This is a genomic window from Arthrobacter sp. 05T47 (assembly GCF_056395825.1).
Window position 1 is genome coordinate 48,117 of the sequence record NZ_JBFTKG010000010.1, and the last position, 18,156, is coordinate 66,272.

Below are 18,156 nucleotides of genomic sequence, written 5' to 3' on the forward strand. Positions count from 1 at the left end.
GCTGTGCTTTCTGACAGATCGTGTTCTATAATCGAACAAGTAATTCCCATATAGAACGCTAGCCGACCGTGTACAAGAGCACAAGGGCTATCCGGCATGATCGGCCGGCGTCCAGCGATCCCGCCCCTAGGATGGACCCCATGACCCCGAACGCCGGCACTGCGCAGACCTCCCCGTCCCAGACGCTGTCCCGTGGCATCAGGGCGTTGGAGATACTCGCCGAAGCCCAGCAACCGCTCACCATTGCCGAGCTCGCCGATGCCATGGGCGTCCACCGCTCCGTGGCCTACCGGATCCTGCGCACCCTCGAGGACCATTCGTTGCTGGTCCGCGACGACGGCGGCCGCGTCCAGCCGGGGCCCGGCCTCGCCGTCCTGGCGCGCGGCGTCTCCCGCGACCTGCAGTCGGCAACCCTGCCGGAACTGACCCAGCTGGCCAACACCTTGATGATGAGTGCCTTCGTGGCGGTCTGGGACCGGGAGCAGTGCGTGACACTGGTGACCGTGGATCCGCGGCACAGCGGAGCAGCTGTGGTCCAGCACCCGGGGTCGCGGCATCCCATCAGCGCCGGGGCGCCGGGCATCGCCATCCAGTCCGCCTTCGATGAGCAGGAGTGGCACGCGTTGTCCCCGGGTATCCCGTACCGGCCCGAGGCGGCCGAGGCCCGGACCCGCGGCTTTGCCGCGAGCCATGACGAGGTGATCCCCGGCGTTTCCTCCATTGCTGTCCCGTTGCGGGTGCCGGGCGGCAGGCCGGCCGCCCTCGCCGTCGTCTACATCCGTGCCGCACAGGATCCGGCCGAGGTGGCCGGGGCCCTCCAGGAGGCGGCGCGGCGGATCGAGGCGCAACTGGGCTAGGCGTTGGCGGGGGTAAGAGCGCCGGCGCCGTCTTCCCCCCGTTGCTCTATCAGTAGATGTCCTCTTGGCGCCGTTTTAGGGACCAAGAGTGATAGCGCAACGGCGGGTTAGCGGGGCTTAGGCGGCCGGCGCCGTCTTCCTTCCGCGCTGCCGGGGCACGACGGCGGCTGCCGTTCCCAGCAAGAAGAGCGCCGTGGCGGCACACACCGGAACCAGGAACGCCGCCGAATATCCAAAGTTCTGGGCCAGCTGTCCGGCGATCGAGGATCCGAGCGCGGTGCCGGCGACAATGCCGCTGGCCAGGGCGGTCATGACCGTGCCGAGCTTGCCGGCCGGGGCCACGAGGCCGCCGATGGCGAACACGGTGACCATGAGCGGGCCCACGGGCAGGCCCAGAACCAGCAGGACCAGGATCATCGGCAGCGCGGTCGAGGGCAGCAACAGCAGCGGTGCAAGGCCGGCCATGAGGGCCGCGCACGCGATCCAGCGGGCGTTCACGCTAAAGCGCCGGGGCCAGTACGCGACCGAGAGGGCCGCAGCTGCGGAGCTCAGTCCCATGACGGCGTAGAGCAGGCCCGCGAGTTCGGAGGTGGCGAAGCTGGCCGAAAACGAACTCAGGGATGCCTGGGTGGAGCCGAAGAACGTGCCCATGCACACCATCGCCAGGACGGGAAGCGCGACGGCGGCCAGGGTCCTGGCGCGCTGGGCCGCACGGCGGGTCTCCTGGTGCGGGTCGCCCGCGAGGCCAGCGGCTGATCCGGCGGCTGGTGCGGCGGCCACGCCTGAAGGAGCAGCGGCCGGGCGCCGCGCTGTGCGGACCACCGCGTGGTGCGTGGGGTGGACGGCGAACGCCGGGACAAGGACGAGAGTCAGTACCGCGGCGAGGGCCAGCGGAAGCCACGGCGCGAGCAGGCTCGCGAGGATGCCGACGAGTGCCGGGCCGAGCACGAAGGTGAGCTCGTCCGCGGTGCTCTCATAGGACAGTGCGGTGTCCAGGTCCGCGGAATTGGCCGCCGGGGTGCGGCCGGGCCCGGAGGTCCGGGAAGTCAGCGCCATCCAGCGCACGCGTGCCAGCGGACCGACCTGCGGGCAGCTTGCGCCGGCCACGAACGCGGCGGCCAGGACGGGGACGGCGGCGGCAAGGTCCTTCGCCCCGGGGATGAGGTACGCCGCGAGGATCAGGGCAACAATGGCCACCGTGTTGGCGACTGCGGACACGAGCAGGACGCCGCGCTGGCCGAGCCGGTCGGCGAGGACGCCCAGGACGGGGGCTCCCAGCGCCGAACCGATGCCGACGGCACCGGCCGCGGCGCCGCCCACGGCGTAGGAGTCCGTGACGGCGGTGACGAGCGTCAGTGCACCGACGGTGAGCATGGCCAGCGGCAGGCGGGCGAAGAGCCCCAGCGGGATGAAGCTCCGGCCGGCGAGCAGCGGCAGCCGCGCGAAGCGGCCGCCCTTGGCCGGCTCAATGGCAGCGGCGGGTGCCGGTGCAGTGGCAGGAGCAAGCGCCGGTGCAGCGGCGGGCCGGGCGTCGGTCGAAAGGGGTGCGTCAAGAGTGGACGCCAGAGAAGACGGTGAAGGGTTCATGGTTTCCGGGTTCGCTCAATAATGCGCATCGTCCCTCCTCCCGATGCGCGCGACCCGGTAACAGATCAATGATAGCTGATTCCGCGACGGGCAACCCGTTGGCCTGGCTCAGACTTGAGCGTCGTCGCTGATGTGCAAGGTGGAGCCGCTGCGGCCTTTGACCACCTGGAGCTGGGTGCCAATGCGCTGCTTCATTTCCGCCACGTGGCTGACTAGTCCGACCACCCTGCCGCCGTCGCGGAGGCCTTCAAGGGCGTCCATAACCTGTTCCAGTGCCTGGTCGTCGAGGCTGCCGAATCCTTCGTCCACGAACAGGGTCTCGATGTCCACACCGCCGGACTCGTGCTGCACGACGTCGGCCAGCCCGAGGGCCAGCGCCAGCGAGGCCATGAAGGATTCACCGCCGGAGAGTGTGGCGGTGTCCCGGCGCTGGCCGGTCCACTCGTCGACGACTTCCAGGCCGAGGCCGGACTTCGCGCCGCGCGCGGCCTTCGCATCGGTGTGCTGAAGAGTGTAGCGGCCGTCGCTCATCCCGATCAGGCGTTCCGAGGCCGCGACCGCCACCTGCTCCAGCCGGGCCGCGAGGACATAGCTGTTCAGGCTCATGCGGTAGGTGTTGTCGCCTCCGCCCTTGGCCGCGTCGGCCACGGCGGCAAGCAGTGCGGCCCGGTCCCGGGGTTCCCTGCCGGCGGCGGCAAGTTCCTTGTAGTCACCGGCTATGCGTCCGAGGTTCCTCACCGAGTTTTCCGCCAGTCCGGCCGCAAGTGCGGCTTCCCGGGCTGTGCGTTCGGCGGCCACCGACTCCGCTTTGAGCTGTTCGAGGGCGGCGTCGCTGACGAGGTCCCCTGCGGCCCGCTCGGCTGCCGCGAGTGCGAGGTCTTCCCCGGCGAACAGTTCCTGGATCCGGGCGGCCTCGTCCTGTCCCGCCCGGATGGCTGTTTCGAGACCGCTGGCCACCGGTGCCGGCAGGAGTGCCTCCCGCGCCGCGGCCTCGGTACCGAACCCGGCCGGGGGAAGCGACTCGTCAAGTTGCCGGCGTGCCTCCTGGGTGCGGGCGGCGGCCTGCTCGAGGGCGGACTGAGCGGCGTCGCCCCGCTCCAGGACCGCCGTCGTCGACGACAGGGCGGCGATGCGTTGATCTAGGGTGCCATGGCCGGCGCGCAACTGCTCGAGGGCGTGTTCGAGGACCCCGGCCTGTTCACCGACTTCGGTGATCGTGGACTGCGTTTGGGCGATGCCGGAGGCGGCGTCGGCCTGCTCCCGGTCCGCGGCGGCGATGGCCGCTTCGAGTTCGGCCAGCCGGGCCCGTCCCGCGGCGAGGTCCGTGGCCGCGCGGCCGGCCTCATCCGCCCGTTCCCCTGCCTGGGCCGCCTCCGCACGGGCTTCCTCCGGAGGCGTGTTGCCGCCCTGCGCCGCCAGGACGGCGACGCGCTGTTGTGCGTCGGCGAGCTCGCGGCCGAGGGCAGCGAAGGCCTCTTCGGCGAGGTCGGTGGCCTCTTGCGCGGCCTTCTCGGCCTCGGCGACCGTCAGCGCGGAGGCCGCGGCGGGGGCGGGTGAGGGGTGTTCCGGGCTGCCGCAGACGGGGCAGGGAACTCCGGCGAGGAGCTGGGTGGCGAGCTCGGCGGCGGCGTTCATCAGCCGCTGCTCACGGAGGTCCAGCCAGTGCTGCCTCCGGTCCTGATGGACGTTCCGGGCCGCGGCATGCCGGTCCGCGGTTGCCGAGCACTCGGCCTCGGCGTCGAGGAAGCGGCCAACGATGGTCACGAGTTCGTCGGCTGCAGTGGCCTCCTTGGTGCGCAGCTGGACTTCCGCAGCGAGTTCCTCGAGGGGACGGATGCCGGCGGAGATGGCCGCCGATTCCAAGCGCAGCGCGTCCAGGGCAGCGGCACTTGTCCGCTGCCCGGTTTCCAGCTCCTGGAGCTGCAGGCTTAGCGTGCTGCTGCGGTCAGTGAGTGCGATGAGCCGGGATTCGTCGGGCAGGCGTTCGGTGAGCACGGCCCGGAGGGACCTCAGCCGTCCGAGGGTGCTCCGCAGGGCCGCGCTGTCCAGCGGGGCGCGCCGGCCAGCAGCGTCAGCGTCGATGGAAGTGTCCTCGGCGCCGGCGTCGAGGAGGTCCTGACCGGCGAGTTCGGGGTCCGTGGCTGCCGCAGTCCGCAGCTGCCGGGCGGCCTCCAGCAGGGCCTTTTCGGCCAGGTCCTGGGCTGCAGCGGCACTTTCGACGGCGCGCAACTGGCCGCCCAGCACCTCGGCCTGGCGGTGCAGGCCTAGCGTGACGGCCTTTTGCGCCAGGACCGGCGCTGCAGCGTCGGCGTCGATCCGTCGCAGTTCCGCGGCGGCAAGCCTGGCGTGGCGGTTGGCCCGCGCATTGGCGGCCTCCAGCACGGTGGCCTGTTCGGCGGCCCGTTGCTCGGCTGCTGCGGCGGCGGTCCGCCGCTCCTGCGCGGCGGTTGCCGCTGCGCCGTCCAGCCAGGCCAACAGGGCGTCGGGCATGTCCCTGCCGGGGGCCCCGGCGGGGTCGAGGTCCAGCGCCGCGGTTTCGGACTCAGCCTGGGCCAGCAGCAGCTCCAGCCTCGTGGTCAGGCTGGCAACTTCGGTTTTGGCTGTCTGCGCCTGCCGGGACAGTTCCTGTTCCACGGCTTCAAAGCGCTGGGTGCCGAACAGGCTCTGCAGCAGCTCCAGGCGGTCCGATGCCTTGGAGCGCAGGAACGCCGCGAAGTCGCCCTGCGGCAGCATGACCACCCGGGTGAACTGGTCCCGGTTCATGCCCAGGACGTCGGCGATCTCGGCGCCGGCCTCATCATTCCGGCCGGATTTTTCGACCCAGGCGCCGTCGATGCGTTCTCGCAGCAGCGTGTTGGCCTGCTGGAGGGTGAAGCCGTTCTTGCCCCGAGCGCTCGGTTTGTCCCAGGCGGGCGCCCGGGAGACTTCGAAATGCCGGCCCTTAGCGGAGAACTCGCAGGTGACCCGCGGCTCTGTGGCCGTGTCCGCGTGGTCGCTGCGCAGCCGCTTTCCGTCCTGCCGGGCACCGGGCACCGATCCGTACAGGGCGAAACAGATGGCGTCCAGGACGCTGGTTTTGCCCGCGCCGGTGGCGCCGTTCAGCAGGAACAGACCGTGTGCGCTGAGACGGTCGAAGTCGATCCGCTCCGTGCCGGCGAACGGTCCGAAGGCGGAAATCTCCAGGCGGTGGATCCTCACAGGGATATCCCTTCCAGGCGCACGGCCTCGAGCGCTTCTGCGAGAACGGCTGCTTCGGCGTCGGAAGCGGGCCGGCCCCGGACGTGATCGAGGAATCCGCAGCAGACGGCGAGGTCATCGTCGGCTTCGGCAAGCCGGCTGCTGTAGCTGGCCTTCGGCGCCGCGCCGGTCCCTTCGGGATCGAAGCCGAGCACCAGGGTGTCGGGGAACCGCGACCGCAGACGGTCCATGGCTTGTGCCGGGCGGGCGGTGTCCGTCAGCGTGATCTGGCAATAGGCGCCCTCGGCCCACGCGAAATCCTCCGATTCGAGGAGGTCCTCCAGCTTTCCGCGGAGCACGGCGAGATTCCGGGATGCGTCCCACAGCACTTCGCGCACATCGCCGATGCCTTCGGCGTCGACCTCCACGAGCCAGCTTCCCTTCCGGTGCTTGGCTTCCGAGAAGGAGTACGCCAGCGGCGAGCCGGAGTAGCGCACTGCCGGTGACAGCTCCTGCCGGCCGTGCAGGTGGCCCAGTGCCGTGTAGCCAAAGCCGTCGAAGAGATCCAGCGGGACAGCGCCGACGCCGCCGATGCTCAGATCCCGTTCGCTGTCGGAGCTGATGCCTCCGCTGGCGAAAGTGTGCGCCAGGACCACTGAATGTACGGTCCGGCTCTCACTGCGGCGCAGCACGTCTGCACGGATCCGTTCCGTGGCGGCGCGTGTGACCTCGAAGTGGCTGGCGGTCTGGACGGCCAGCTGCTCGGCAACAAGCCGGGGCTCCAGCCAGGGAATGCCGTAGATGGCCAGCAGCGGCGCAGCTTCGTCATCTGTATTGTCCGAAAGCGGAAAGAGCACGGGATGGTCAAGCTCGTCCAGCCGCGTGCGCAAATGCACTCCCCCGCGCTCAAGCAGCCGCGAAGCGAATCCCAGCCGGATGGCGGAGTCATGGTTGCCGCTGGTCAGGACAACTTGGGCGCCGGTACCGGTGAGGCGCACCAGGGCGTCATCCAGCAGGCCGACGACGTCGACTCCCGGCAGCGCGCGGTCGTAGACGTCCCCGGCGATGAGGACAACGTCCACGGCCTCTTCCCGGACGAAGGTCACGAGCTGGTCAATGAAGGCGCGCTGGGCATCCAGCATGCCGATGCCGTGGAAGGACCGGCCCAAGTGCCAGTCGGAGGTGTGCAATAACCGCATATTCCTACGGTATCGGCTGCCACCGACACTCTTGCGCCACCACCCCGGAAGGGTGACGGAGGTCAACTACGGGTAATCGTGGTGAAGGGTGGCTACTTTCCACCCTTGCTGTCGAAGAAGCTGCGGGCCTCGTCGTTCTCGGCAGTGTCAGTGGCAGCGGCAGCCTTCGCTTTGCCGTTGCGCCCGGCGGGGGCGCCCTTGTCGGCGTCGTCCGCTGCACCGGTCATCCGTGGGCCGGCCAGCCGTGCGCCGGTCAACCGTGCGCCGGTCAGTTCTGCGTCATCCAAGTCGGCGACCTCGAAGTCCTCCAAGTCGGACCCAGCCAAATCGGCGTCGTTAGATTCGGCAGGCGTGAACGCTGCGCCGGCCGGGCCGGTTGTCTTGGCAGTCTGGGCACCCTGCGCGAAGCCGCGGAAAGCCAGTCCCGCGATGGCCGCACCGACCACGGGCGCCACCCAGAACAGCCACAGCTGCCCGAGCGCGTCCGGGCCGCTGAAGATGGCCGATGCCGTGGCCCGGGCCGGGTTGAACGGGACATTGCCGAGCGCCTGGCCAAGCTGCAGGAGCATCGCCGTCGTCAGGCCGACCGCGAAAGGAGCCGCCGCCCTGGCGGGGTTCCGGCTGGCCGTCGTGGCAAGGAAGACGGCCACGAGCAGGGCCGTGCCGAGGACCTCAACGAGCAGGACACCGGCCATGGGCACCTGGATGATGGAATGCTCGCCGAATCCGGCCGCCACGGTGGCGAAGGCGCCGGTGCTGTCATTGATCGTCGGCACGGTGCGCAGGACGCCGAACAGGGCCACGGCGCCGAGTGCCGCACCCACAAGCTGGGCTCCGATGTAGGCCGCGGCTGCGGCCAGGCGGATTCGGCCGGCGATGACGTTGCCAATGGTGACGGCGGGGTTGAAGTGGCCACCGGAAACGTAGCCGACGGCGAGCATCGCCGCCGTCAGCGCCAGGCCGGCGGCAAGGGCCGCGGGCAGCGGATTCGACTGCGGAATGGTGAACAGCGGCACGCCCAGGCCTGCGACGACGACGATCAGGGTCCCAAACGCCTCGGCGGACAGCCGGGCGATGAGTCCCGGTCGGGGCGAAGCGTCGCCGGCGGCCGGAGGCTGGACGCCAACGGACTCGGGGGCTGGCACAAGCAGGGTCATGTTCAGGACTTCCTTTGCTGGTGGCGGCGTGCCTGGGGCTGCACTTGCGGCGTCCGGCCCGCCGCTGGGTTGTGGTCCGGGGAAGGCCTAGGCCGCCCGGAGAATAGGTCCGCCAGCAGTCTTCCAGCGGAATCTGGATGTTGGCTGGATTCTTGCCTAGTGCCCGTGCCCGTCAAGCGGCCCAACCGCCTGTCCAGTTATCGGCCCTGTGCAGTTATCGGTCCTGCCCAGACATCGGTTCAGTGCCCCAGGGCCACCGCGGTCACAGCGCTGGCGGCAAGGGCCACGACGGCGGCGGCGGCCCAGCGCAGGAGCGTCGCCGGCGGCGCGGCGTTGGAGCGCCGGAGCTCCCGCCCTCGGACCAGCACGCACACACCCAGGACCAGCGTGGCGGCCATGGCGACGAGCGCGCACACTCCAAGGAAATCGACGGGGACCGCTCCGCCGCCGCGGGACCCCGCGAGCGCCCAGCTGCGCCAGATCAGCAGGTCGGCCACGATCAGCGCGAGCATCGTCCGGCGCCAGGACAGGGATGTCCGCTCGGGCTGCAGTCCGGGATCCCGGGCCGGATCAGGGCTCACCGTGCCACCAGGATCAGGATGGCGAACACCAGGGCCGCGGCCGCGACGCCGATCGTCATCACCAGCATCACGGCGGAAAACGGCAGCTCCCGGTTGTTCCGCATGGCCGCCTCCATGAGTCCCCACCGGTGGTAGGACAGTGCCGCCAGGCCCGCCCCCAGGAACGCGAGGATGACGCACAGGACAATCCGCACGGGACCGGGCGCGATCTCCGGGGCCAGCTGGTCGATCGCCAGGGCACCGGCAATCAGGGCCAGGGACGTGCGGATCCAGGCCAGGAACGTCCGCTCGTTGGCAAGGGAGAATCTGTAATCCGGCGTGTTCCCGGTCTTCCGCCACGCTGGTTCGCGCATTCGATTCCTCCGCTGCCGACGGATACGCCGCCGGCGGTTGCTTCGCCTGACCGCTGGACGGGTCCTAACAGCACCCTACCGGCGTTCCGCATCCGCCGCCCGTCCGGCGCTGCACTGCATTGCACAGTTACGGCACTGCAGAGTGCGGTGCAACGGGTGGGGCGGCGCCGGGTAAATTTGAGGACATGAGCACCGAGCCCGGGACCACTCCCGCATCAGCCCCAACACCCGGCCAGCCGGACTCCCCCGCCCCGGCCCACGGTTCGCGGATCCACGGCTGCCTGCTGGGAGGTGCACTCGGCGATTCGCTGGGCTACGCCGTGGAGTTCGATGACATTGCCGCGATCCGCGCCCGGTTCGGCCCCGCGGGACTGCAGGACTTTTCCGCGCTCGACGCCGGCAGCCCCTTCTCGGACGACACGCAAATGACCCTTTACACCGCGGACGGCCTCCTCGAGGCGCTGGAATGGGCGAACGACGGCGTGGCGGCGGACATCAACGCGTGCCTGTGGCTCGCGTACCTGCGCTGGCTGGGCACCCAGGGTGTCGCCGTCCCGCCGTCGGCCCCTTTCCAGCCGCCGCGCTGGATCGATGCCCAGGACGTCCTGAAGAGCAGGCGCTCGCCCGGCAACGCCTGCCTGAGCGGGCTCGCCACGGGCGAGATGGGTACCGTGCAGCGGCCGGTCAATCCCGAGGCCAAGGGCTGCGGCACCGTGATGCGTTCAGCGCCGTTCGGCCTGATCCCGCACCTCGGGCCCGAATTGGTCTACAAGCTCAGCGCGGACGCCGCGTCCCTGACCCACGGCCACCCCGCGGCGCGGCAGAGCGCCGGCGTCTTCAGCCTGCTCATCCATGCCTTGGCCTCCGGACTCGGGTTGCGCGAAGCGGCCCAGGCCGCCCTCGGGCACCTGCGCGGCGGCGTCCTGCGGAAGGGCGAAGAGCCGGATCCGGACGTGGTTGCCAGGTTTGAGGCAGCCCTGCAGCTGGCGGGCGACGTACCGGGCCCCGGCGGCCTGCTCAGCCCCGAGGACCTGGTCAGCGAACTCGGTGAGGGGTGGGTGGCCGAGGAAGCCCTCGCCGTCGCGCTCTACGCCGTGCTGGCCACTGCCCCGGGAACCGGGACAGAAACAGCGGCGGACTCCGGCATCGTCGGGGTGCCGGCCCAGAACCATTTCCGTGCCGCCATTGCGGTGGCAGTGAACCACAGCGGGGACAGCGACTCGACGGCGTCGATCGCCGGGAACATCCTGGGGGCGTACTACGGCGAGCGGTGCCTGCCGGCCGACTGGCTTGCGGAGCTCCAGGCGCCGGAGGTCATCCGAGGCATGGCATCGAAGCTGGCGGAGGTCACCGGCACCTAGCTGTACTGCGCCGGCCTGTCCGCTAGGCGCCAGGTCTCCGGCATTCGTGCTTCCGGCGTTCGTGCAGGGCGGGACGTCCTTCTGCCGTTATGTGGGCCGGCTTCTCCACGGGACATGCCCCGTTGTGCCTCGCCGCAAGGGACATGTCCGTCCCGGTTGCCGCACACCACCGGACATGCCCAGTCGCGCACCTCACCGGACATGCCCAGTCGGGCACCCCTGCCAGGGACATGTCCATTCCGGTTGCCGCACACCTCCGGAGATGCCCAGTCGCGCATCCCTGCCAGGGGCATGTCCATCCGCCACTGCTGGGCACCCAGGACATGCCCAGTCCGCTGTCAGTGTGAGGGACATGTCCATCCCTGGGCAGCAGCAGCTCAGGACATGCGCATTCGCGGGGGCAAGGACTGGACATAATGCCACTATGTCCACCGGTCAGGGCCTCCCGAGGACATGTCCAGAGCCAGACTCGCCGAAACCCAGAATCGTCGGATCCCTGGCCCGTCGGAACCCAGACTCGCCGAAACCCAGACTCGTCGGATCCCTGGCCCGTCGGAACCCAGACCCGCCGAAACCCAGACTCGCCGGGTCCCTGGCCCGTCGGATCCCTGGCCGGTCGGGTCCCAGGCCCGCCGGATCCCTGGCCGGCCGGATCCTAGGCGCGGCGGAGAGAGATGTTGTTGCAGGCTTCGCAGACGTCCTCGGGAATGAGGCCGCGGCGCTGCAGGAAGCCGAAGATGGTGCAGCCCAGGCAGAACCCGGCGAATGCCTCCAGGGACGCAGCCGCGATCAGCACGGCAAGCAGGACCCACGCCGCCGGAGCGAGGCCGGCCGCCAGCAGCAGCGCGGCGGCAGTCGACATGGCGGCGCCCATGCCCTGGGCGAATCGCTTAGGCGGACCGGGAACGAGGCGGGTCCGGCCGAGCCAGGGCGTCAGGACCTTAACCGAGAACTGGGCCAGGGGCGAGATCCGGGGGCCGAAGAGCACGCGCAGCCAGAACCCCGCCGCGATGATGGCAAGCCCCCAGCCGAATCCGGTCAGCAGGGTGACCGCGGAGAGCGCCACAACCAGGGCGGCGGTAATGCGGGCGGAGTACTCGTTCACCGGGTTCGGGAACGCGAACACCTTCCGCCAGTCAATACCGCGCTGCGACGGCACCCCATCCGACAGCACCGCCTGCGACGGCACCGACTTTGACTGCCCTGATTTCGACGGGACAGCGGGGGTCTGTGCATCCGGCAGTTTGCTCATCCGCCAAGGCTACGAGCGGGCCCGCCATGCTGGGAATCATTGTTGCGCCGTGTGACTGCGAGTCAGACAGGACCGGTTCAGACAGGACCGAGTCAGACAGGCGAGTCAGGCAGGCCCGTTAATAAAGGCGGGCTCAGGCGGGGACGGCGGCCACGTGCCCGCCGACCATCTGCAGGAATTCGCCCTCGGACAGCACTTCGATCTGCTGCCCGCGGTCGTGCAGTTCCAGGACGCGGCGGGCCTTGCCGGTGAGCCGGCCCGAGCGCAGATCCGCGGCCACAAAGCCGTCCCCCACCACCAGGACGGTGGTGCGGGCCGTGACCCGGCTTTCCGGCCTGGCACCAAGCTCGGCGGATCGGACCTTGGCTTCGGGGCGGGGAATCGCCAGTTCGCCGGTGAAAACGACGGTCTGGCCGAACAACGGGTGGTCCGGGCTGGCCGCAGCATTGGGCACCGGGTTGGGGCCTTCCTCCGGCCACCCGGAGGCGAACGGCCGGCGTGACGGCGCAGCTGCATTTCCACCGGCGAGGGCCTCGAGCGCGGCGACGGTGGCTTTGGACAACGGGTCGCGCCGGGGGTCGAAGGCCGGCTGGCGCGACACCGCTAGGCCCAGTGACAGATAGAGTTCCGCGATACTCGCCGCCCCGTTGCGGGCGGCGATGTCGATCAGGATGCCGGCACAGGCACGGGCGTCCTCGGCGGCATCGTGATGGTTCACCAGCGGCACGCCGGCTTCCTCGGCCGCGTAGGGCAGCGAGTTGGACACCAGGGAATAGCAGCGCCGGGACAACATCACCGTGCACACGTAGTCATAGGCGGGTCCGGGCAGCCCGGAGACTTCCAGGCCGGAGCGGATCACGCCGAGGTCGAACGCCGCATTGTGGGCCGCCAGCACGTCACCGCCAATGAACGCGCCGATCTCGGGAAAGAGTTCCCCGAACCGCGGCAGTCCCGCCACCTGCTCCGGCCGGATGCCGTGGATCCTGACGTTGTGGTGATCGAAGGCGTCATGGTTTTCCGGCGGCCGCATGAGCCAGGAGGCTTCCTCCACGACGACGCCGCCGCGGACCTTGCTCAGGCCAACAGCACACGGCGAACCGCGGAAGCCGTTTGCGGTCTCAAAGTCGATCGCCGTAAAGTCCAAACCCACGGCCCCAACATTACCGCCCGCCGGCTCCGCCTCCCGCCGTGGCACGGCCACCGGAAGCCGGCTCCGAGGCCCGGCCGTCACCGGTCAAGTACCCTTAACGGGTGAACGTACTAGCAATGAGCGACCTCGCCGTGTCCGCCCTCGGCGGCGCCGGCCCCGTCCAGCCGCATCTGGCCTCCTTCCTGCCCGACTGGCTCAACCCGCAGGTCTTCCTCGCAAATCCGGCCTTCGCGCCGTGGGTGGTCCTCCTTGTCTGCGGCATCATCTTTGCCGAGACCGGGCTGTTGATCGGCTTCTTCCTGCCCGGGGACTCCATGCTGTTCACGGCCGGCCTGCTCGTGGCAACCGGCACCATCCAGGTCAACATCTGGGTCCTGACCGCGCTCATCATCGTCGCCGCGATCATCGGCAACCAGGTGGGCTACCTGATTGGGTCCAAGGCGGGACCTGCCCTGTTCAACAGGCCCAATTCCAAGCTGTTCAAGCGTGAAAACGTGGATAGCGCGCATGCCTTCTTCGAAAAGCACGGCGGCAAGGCCCTGATCCTGGCCCGGTTCGTCCCGATCATCCGCACCTTCGTCCCGGTAATCGTCGGCGTCGCGCAGATGAGCAAGCGCAAATTCTTCACCTACAACGTGATCGGTGCCGTGCTGTGGGGCGGCGGCGTCACGCTCCTCGGCTACCTGCTCGGGGACAAGGTGCCATGGGTCAAGGACAACCTCGACATCATCTTCATCGCCATCGTGCTGGTCTCGGTCATCCCGATCGCCATTGAAGTCATCCGCGGCATCATCGCCAGGCGGCAGTCCGAGGAGTACGGCACGGACGTCGTTGAAGAGTTCATCGAAGAGCACGAACCGGAAGAAGAGCGCAAGACCCCCTAAGCGCCCTCAATGGCAACGCTGTAAACGAAGGAAGGCGCCCCACTATGTGGGGCGCCTTCCTTCGTCTAAGGCCTGCCGCCGTCTGATGCCGGCCGCGAGAACGCCTGCAGGCTATTTCCCGGACAGGGCCTCGACGATGGCCGGCAGCAGTGCCCGGAACGCATGGCCCCGGTGGCTGATGGCGTTCTTCTCCTCGGAGCTGAGCTCGGCGCAGCTGCGGTCCAGCCCGCTCGGCTGCAGGACGGGGTCGTAGCCGAAGCCACCCTCGCCGCGCGGTTCCCGCAGGAGAGTCCCTTCCAGCTGCCCGTATTCGACGACTTCCCGGCCGCCGTCGGGCGAGGACCCGGGCACGGCCAGCGCTGCGGCGCAGACAAAGGCGGCCCCCCGGTATTCGTCCGGCACGTCGGACAGCTGGGCGAGCAAGAGCTGGAGGTTCGCGGCGTCGTCGCCGTGCCGGCCGGACCAGCGCGCCGAGAAGATCCCGGGCGCTCCGCCGAGGACGTCCACGGAAAGTCCGGAGTCGTCGGCGATCGCCACCAGCCCGGTGGCCTCGGCCACGGCCCGCGCCTTCAGCAGCGAGTTTTCGGCGAAAGTCACGCCGGTTTCGGCGACGTCGGGGGCCCCGACGGCGCCGGCGTCCACCACCTGCGTGTCGACGTCGAGCCCGGGCACCTGGCCGCGGAGCAGTTCGCGGAGTTCGCGGAGCTTGCCCTTGTTGTGGGTGGCGAGCACGAGCCGCGGGGCGGGGCCGTCAGCGGCCGGGCCGCCCACAGCGGGCGCTCCCGTGGACGGCGCGTCCGTCACGGGGCCTCCGCCAGGGTGTCGCGCTGGATGGCGGCGAGCTGCTCGGTGCCCAGCAGCGCCAGGTCCAGCAGCTTGTTCAGCTCGTCACGGTCGAACGGTGCGCCCTCGGCGGTGCCCTGGACTTCGACGAACTTGCCGGAGCCGGTCACCACCACGTTCATGTCGGTCTCGGCGCGCACGTCTTCGACGTAGGGCAGGTCGAGCATCGGTACGCCGTCGATGATGCCGACGGACACGGCGGCGATCGTGTCGATCAGGGGCTCGGCGTTGCGGCCGATCATCTTCTTCTCCCGGGCGAAGCGGATGGCGTCCGCGAGTGCCACGTAGGCGCCGGTGATGGCCGCGGTGCGGGTGCCGCCGTCGGCCTGCAGGACATCGCAGTCCAGCACGATGGTGATTTCGCCCAGGGCTTTGGTGTCGATGATGGAGCGCAGCGAGCGGCCGATCAGCCGTGAGATCTCGTGGGTGCGGCCGCCGATCTTGCCCTTGACCGATTCACGGTCGGACCGGGTGTTCGTGGCCCGGGGCAGCATGGCGTACTCGGCGGTGACCCAGCCACGGCCTTCGCCCTTGAGCCAGCGCGGAACGCCCTCCGTCAGGGAGGCCGTGCACAGGACCCTGGTGTTGCCGAACTCGATCAGGGCCGAACCCTCGGCTTGCTTGGACCAGCCGCGGGTGATGCTGATCGGACGCAGCTGGTCGGGAGTACGGCCGTCGGCACGGATTACGGGAACACTGGGAGCTTGGGAAGTCATGCCTTTAGCTTATCGACTCGCCCGGTGCCGCCCGCGCGGGCGGCCGGCTAAACGGTGTAGTGCACGCCCGCGACGGCGACGGCCACGTCCTTGCCGAAGACCTCCTTGGCCTCGGCCATGACGGTGGTCGGGGACGTCCAGACCGGAATGTGCGTCAGCAGCAGCCGCCGCGCCCCGGCGGCGACGGCGGCCTCCCCCGCCCGCTTGCCGGTCAAGTGGACGTCCTTGATCGCGTCGTCGCGGCCTTCCTCGAAGGCCGCCTCGCACAGGAAGAGATCGGCGTCGCGGGCGGAGTCCTCAAGGCCCGCGCAGGAATCCGTGTCCCCGGAGTAGCTCAGGATGCGGGTCACGGGCGTGCCGTCCTTGGCGGGCTCGGTGACCTCCACACGTAGGGCGTAGGCCTCCTCGACCGGGTGGTTCACCGCGTAGGGCGTCACGGTGAACGGGCCGAGGGTCACCGGCTTGCGCTCGGACCAGTTGCTGAAGTCGAATTCCTCGTGCATGCCCGGATCCAGGTCCAGGCCGTACGCCGTGGCCATCCGGTCGGCCGTCGCGGCCGGTCCCCACACCGGGATCCTGCCCCGTCCCCAGCCGCCTGGCTTCCAGCGCACGGCAACGTGGAGCCCGCACAGGTCCATGCAGTGGTCCGGGTGCAGGTGGGTGAGGAAAATGGCGTCGATGTCCTCCAGGTCCGTGTAGCGCTGGATGGCGCCGAGCGCCCCGCTGCCGAGGTCCAGGACGATCTTCCAGTTCCGCTCGCCGTCGTTGGCGGTCAGCAGATAGCACGACGCCGGCGAGCCGGGCCCCGGGAAGGACCCGGTACAACCCACGATAGTCAGCTTCACAGCAGTGTTCCCCCGCCCGCGGATCCGCCCACGAAGTTCGAGATCCGCGGCCGGACGGCACCGGCCTGCGCGGCGGCGGACTGCGCCGCGGCAATCATTTCCGGGGTGATCCGGGCGAGGCTGCCGGTGGGGTACTGCGCCGCGACGTGGTCCACGTGGCGGACGCTGAGGACCTCGGGGCCAAGGAAGCGCCGGGCGAGGTGCTCGAACTGGGCGGCGTCGCCGGTGGCAATGAAATTGTGTTCGGGGGCCGTGGCGTCGGTGCGCTCCAGGCCCCGGGAGGCCAGGGCCCGGTAGACGTCCTTGGCCGTTTCCTCGGCGCTGGAAACCAATGTGACGTCCTCGCCCAGGACGAAGGAGATCACGCCGGTCAGCAGCGGGTAGTGCGTGCAGCCGAGCACCACTGTGTCCACCCCGGCGGCAATGAGCGGCGCCAGGTACTCGCGGGCGACGGCGAGCAGTTCCGGTCCCGTGGTGATCCCGGCCTCCACGTATGGCACGAACGCGGGGCAGGCCACGGACGTGATCTCCAGGTCCGGAGCCGCGGCGAAGGTGTCCTCGTAGGCGCGCGAGCCCACCGTGGCCGAGGTCCCGATCACGCCCACCCGGCCCGTGCGGGTGGCAGCGACGGCGCGGCGGACGGCCGGCTGGATCACTTCGATGACCGGGATCCCGTAGCGGGCCGTATAGCGTTCGCGGGCGTCGCGCAGCACGGCGGCGGATGCAGAGTTGCAGGCAATGGTCAGGAGCTTGACGCCGGAATCCACGAGTTCGTCCATGACACCGAGGGCGTTGGCCCGGACTTCGGCGATGGGAAGGGGCCCGTAGGGGCCGTGCGCCGTGTCCCCGACATAGAGGATAGATTCGTTGGGCAGCTGGTCGATGATGGACCGGGCCACGGTGAGGCCGCCCACGCCGGAGTCGAAGACGCCAATGGGCCGCGACCCCAGCTCCAAAGCCGGTTCGGGCCCGGTGGGGGCCGTTGCGTTGTTGCGGGCTGGGGAGTCCGCAGCAGCCCCTGCCGGATCCATATTCGATGCTGAAGTCATGATTATTCGAGGATAGGACAACGCTTGCGGAGCGGCCATCACATTGTGGCGCTCAACTCGTGTCTCGTAGGTCACACCCTCGCGCTCAGCGCCGGGCATCGAGCGAGTGCACCATGGCCTGGACCAGCGACTCCTGCAGCCAGGTGGTGAAGTTGTACACCAGGGCCAGGTAGCTTTCGACGTCCTCGGCCTGGGACCAGTCCTGCATGAGGTGGACGTTGTCCGCGTCGGCGTCGTCGCGGATGTCGAGGCGTTCGGCGAGCACCAGCCGGACATCGTTGAGTGCGGTGGCCCAGTGCCCGGCGTCGGCCTGGGTCAGCACGAGGTCCTCCCGGTCCAGGCTCAGGGCGGCCGCCTTCAGCGCGCCGATCTTGCTTTCGCGCAGCGAGCGCTCCGTATAGCGGCGGAACTCCAGGGAGGCGTCGGCGTCGTTCTTCACCACGTTCGGCAGCAACCGCCGCAGGGCGCGGTCCGAGGGTTCGCGGGCTTCTGCGTCCAGCCCCACCAGGGCGGCCAGTGGGTCCTCGTTGGCGCGCTCCTCGGGCTCGAGCATGGAGATCACGTCGTCGAAAAGGCTGCGCAGCAGCTCCCGCTCGGCCGGCTCGAGAAAGCCCCGGATGCCCTTGAGCCCGTACTTGAATGCCTTAGCCACGTTTTCCTTTGCCTTTGCCCGAACCGCTCCCGCTGCCGCCGGTGGCTTTTTCCACCGTCGCCCAGAGGCCGTAGCCATGCATGGCTACGGCGTGCTGCTCCACCTGCTCTTTGCTCCCGTGCGCCACGATCGAGCGTCCCTTCTTGTGGACCTCCATCATGAGTTTGTTGGCCTTGGTCTCCGAGTAGCCGAAATAGCTGCGGAACACGTAGCTCACGTAGCTCATCAGGTTCACCGGATCGTTCCAGATCACGAGGTTCCAAGGGATGTCCGGGGCCGTCAGGACGTCGCCTGACGTCACTGTTCCGGTCTGGGTGCTCTCCCGTGTGTCGGGGCCGAGCGCAACGCTGAGGGTCATCTGTCCATTCTATGGGGAGGCTGGGCCCACGCCGGCGAGGGCCCCACGGCGAAGCGAAGCGAGACGAGGGAGCCGGTGGGTGGGCCCACGCCGGCGAGGGCCCCGCTGCGAAGCGGAGCGAGACGCGGGAGCCGG

At 69.5% G+C, this 18,156-nt stretch carries 17 protein-coding genes; 3 read left to right on the top strand and 14 right to left on the bottom strand.

Translation table 11 applies throughout. The features are described from left to right. Positions 1–140: 140 nt before the first annotated feature. The gene (locus tag AC1DEY_RS09610; RefSeq protein ID WP_476867745.1) at positions 141–857 is read left to right on the top strand and encodes an IclR family transcriptional regulator; all 717 of its coding nucleotides are present in this window, start codon (positions 141–143) and stop codon (positions 855–857) included. Between the two features lie 117 nt (positions 858–974). Here AC1DEY_RS09610 and AC1DEY_RS09615 read toward each other — a convergent pair whose 3' ends face one another. The 6 genes from AC1DEY_RS09615 to AC1DEY_RS09640 all read right to left on the bottom strand — a co-directional run bounded on the left by AC1DEY_RS09615 (position 975) and on the right by AC1DEY_RS09640 (position 8,911). Then, entirely contained in the window at positions 975–2,444 is a 1,470-nt protein-coding gene (locus tag AC1DEY_RS09615) for an MFS transporter (RefSeq protein ID WP_476867746.1), read from the bottom strand. Between the two features lie 108 nt (positions 2,445–2,552). Further along, positions 2,553–5,642: an AAA family ATPase gene (locus AC1DEY_RS09620; protein ID WP_476867747.1), complete on the bottom strand. Its 3,090-nt coding sequence runs from the start codon at positions 5,640–5,642 to the stop codon at positions 2,553–2,555. Next, the gene (locus tag AC1DEY_RS09625) at positions 5,639–6,820 is read right to left on the bottom strand and encodes an exonuclease SbcCD subunit D (protein WP_476867748.1); all 1,182 of its coding nucleotides are present in this window, start codon (positions 6,818–6,820) and stop codon (positions 5,639–5,641) included. The genes AC1DEY_RS09620 and AC1DEY_RS09625 overlap by 4 nt, the downstream gene beginning before the upstream one ends. A 92-nt stretch (positions 6,821–6,912) precedes the next feature. After that, on the bottom strand, positions 6,913–7,977 hold the full coding sequence (locus AC1DEY_RS09630; RefSeq protein WP_476867749.1) for an aquaporin: 1,065 nt from the start codon (positions 7,975–7,977) through the stop codon (positions 6,913–6,915). A gap of 239 nt (positions 7,978–8,216) precedes the next feature. Beyond that, entirely contained in the window at positions 8,217–8,558 is a 342-nt protein-coding gene (locus tag AC1DEY_RS09635) for a DUF202 domain-containing protein (protein WP_441407532.1), read from the bottom strand. After that, on the bottom strand, positions 8,555–8,911 hold the full coding sequence (locus tag AC1DEY_RS09640) for a YidH family protein (protein ID WP_390204633.1): 357 nt from the start codon (positions 8,909–8,911) through the stop codon (positions 8,555–8,557). Before AC1DEY_RS09640 ends, AC1DEY_RS09635 begins: the two co-directional genes overlap by 4 nt. A 185-nt stretch (positions 8,912–9,096) precedes the next feature. Between AC1DEY_RS09640 and AC1DEY_RS09645 the strand changes: the two genes are divergently transcribed. After that, positions 9,097–10,272, top strand: a complete 1,176-nt coding sequence (locus AC1DEY_RS09645) for an ADP-ribosylglycohydrolase family protein (protein WP_476867750.1) — start codon at positions 9,097–9,099, stop codon at positions 10,270–10,272. A gap of 655 nt (positions 10,273–10,927) precedes the next feature. Here the strand turns inward: AC1DEY_RS09645 and AC1DEY_RS09650 are convergent. Together AC1DEY_RS09650 and AC1DEY_RS09655 are read right to left on the bottom strand one after the other, a co-directional pair. Next, positions 10,928–11,524: a DUF4395 domain-containing protein gene (locus AC1DEY_RS09650; protein ID WP_476867751.1), complete on the bottom strand. Its 597-nt coding sequence runs from the start codon at positions 11,522–11,524 to the stop codon at positions 10,928–10,930. A 133-nt stretch (positions 11,525–11,657) separates the two neighbouring features. Further along, the gene (locus tag AC1DEY_RS09655) at positions 11,658–12,674 is read right to left on the bottom strand and encodes a 3'-5' exonuclease (RefSeq protein WP_476867752.1); all 1,017 of its coding nucleotides are present in this window, start codon (positions 12,672–12,674) and stop codon (positions 11,658–11,660) included. Positions 12,675–12,790: 116 nt separating this feature from the next. Between AC1DEY_RS09655 and AC1DEY_RS09660 the strand changes: the two genes are divergently transcribed. Continuing rightward, the gene (locus AC1DEY_RS09660; RefSeq protein WP_476867796.1) at positions 12,791–13,558 is read left to right on the top strand and encodes a VTT domain-containing protein; all 768 of its coding nucleotides are present in this window, start codon (positions 12,791–12,793) and stop codon (positions 13,556–13,558) included. A gap of 111 nt (positions 13,559–13,669) precedes the next feature. Here the strand turns inward: AC1DEY_RS09660 and rdgB are convergent, their stop codons facing one another. From rdgB to clpS, 6 genes are all read right to left on the bottom strand, one after another. Continuing rightward, positions 13,670–14,362 carry an RdgB/HAM1 family non-canonical purine NTP pyrophosphatase gene (rdgB, locus tag AC1DEY_RS09665; protein ID WP_476867753.1) on the bottom strand — a complete coding sequence of 231 codons (693 nt, stop codon included), beginning with the start codon at positions 14,360–14,362 and terminating at the stop codon, positions 13,670–13,672. Continuing rightward, positions 14,359–15,117 carry a ribonuclease PH gene (rph, locus tag AC1DEY_RS09670; protein WP_377985165.1) on the bottom strand — a complete coding sequence of 253 codons (759 nt, stop codon included), beginning with the start codon at positions 15,115–15,117 and terminating at the stop codon, positions 14,359–14,361. The genes rdgB and rph overlap by 4 nt, the downstream gene beginning before the upstream one ends. Before the next feature lie 47 nt (positions 15,118–15,164). Beyond that, a complete protein-coding gene (locus AC1DEY_RS09675) occupies positions 15,165–15,962 on the bottom strand; it encodes an MBL fold metallo-hydrolase (protein WP_390204622.1) in 798 nt (265 codons plus the stop codon). Then, positions 15,959–17,011: a glutamate racemase gene (gene murI, locus AC1DEY_RS09680; protein ID WP_476867754.1), complete on the bottom strand. Its 1,053-nt coding sequence runs from the start codon at positions 17,009–17,011 to the stop codon at positions 15,959–15,961. Before murI ends, AC1DEY_RS09675 begins: the two co-directional genes overlap by 4 nt. Positions 17,012–17,096: 85 nt before the next feature. After that, entirely contained in the window at positions 17,097–17,663 is a 567-nt protein-coding gene (locus AC1DEY_RS09685) for a DUF2017 domain-containing protein (protein ID WP_441407525.1), read from the bottom strand. Further along, a complete protein-coding gene (gene clpS, locus AC1DEY_RS09690; RefSeq protein ID WP_390204619.1) occupies positions 17,656–18,021 on the bottom strand; it encodes an ATP-dependent Clp protease adapter ClpS in 366 nt (121 codons plus the stop codon). Before clpS ends, AC1DEY_RS09685 begins: the two co-directional genes overlap by 8 nt. Positions 18,022–18,156: the final 135 nt, after the last annotated feature.